The 902-nt window shown below is 35.8% G+C and carries 2 protein-coding genes; both read right to left on the bottom strand.

Annotation, left to right across the window (positions count from 1 at the left end; translation table 11 throughout):
- Position 1 precedes the first annotated feature (1 nt).
- Positions 2-247: a hypothetical protein gene (locus C200_RS12185; RefSeq protein ID WP_016212417.1), complete on the bottom strand. Its 246-nt coding sequence runs from the start codon at positions 245-247 to the stop codon at positions 2-4.
- Between the two features lie 123 nt (positions 248-370).
- Positions 371-902: hypothetical protein (locus C200_RS15830; protein WP_016212416.1), on the bottom strand; the 532-nt coding region annotated here is incomplete at its 5' end.

Below are 902 nucleotides of genomic sequence, written 5' to 3'. Positions count from 1 at the left end.
GTTAATCCAGCGCTATAACAATAATTTCCTTAGTATAAGGAGCGAACCGGCCCGACTGAAAGTCAGCTAAATATTCGCAGTTCTTCTTAAACCCTTCAAAGTCATTGAGCAATAAGTTAATATATTTAAACTGATGCAAACCAAATTCTTTTAGATACTTATAAGCTTTTGTAAATAATTCAGGATCTGTAAGTGCTTTTTCAATATAGCTCCTTAAATCACTAAGATCTGCAACACCCAAATCCAAAGTTAGATAAACCCTTTCAAAAAAAACAGGGTCATCAAGTACTTGCTGAACGATACTGGCTTTTTCATGAAGCCCCAGTTCTTTCTTAACTTTTTTGTGAAGCCCCGGTTCTTCCTTGGCTTGTTAATGAGGCCCCAGTTCTTCTAAACGGCAATAATTTTCACGAAACTGCCCAGGATTAGCCACAACTTTGTCAATATATTTCTCACTTAGCTTTAATTTTGTTATCTCCGCCCAGCGGTATTTTCTATAAAACGCTGTTGAGTTTTCCTCAAAACTTCTGACTATTGCTGTTGATAATGCCTTAAGCTCTTGTCCAATTTTTTCTGCTTGCCTCTTCTGCTCACTATCTTTTTTTATAGCCAAGCCCCATTTAACTTGCGATGAAAAAACACTATCAATTTGAGCAAATTTTACATCTAGAGAAGTAACTGAATGCTTTTTTAAATAATGGCTCTTATAAAGATCAAGCAGCGGCTGCTCAGCTAATACTTTAAGCTCTTCAACAGCAACATCCAGAGCCTCAACAATCTTATAATATTTTCCCTTTGTTAAACCTTTGATAAGATTTGGACTTATAACAAGAGCAGAACAGAAATCTTTTGTCAGGCTTTCAATCTTATTTTTATCGTCAATACTAGGCTCCGTTGACATT

The organism is Piscirickettsia salmonis LF-89 = ATCC VR-1361, assembly GCF_000297215.2.
Classification (GTDB): domain Bacteria; phylum Pseudomonadota; class Gammaproteobacteria; order Piscirickettsiales; family Piscirickettsiaceae; genus Piscirickettsia; species Piscirickettsia salmonis.
This window is presented reverse-complemented; position numbering and strand designations above follow the sequence as displayed.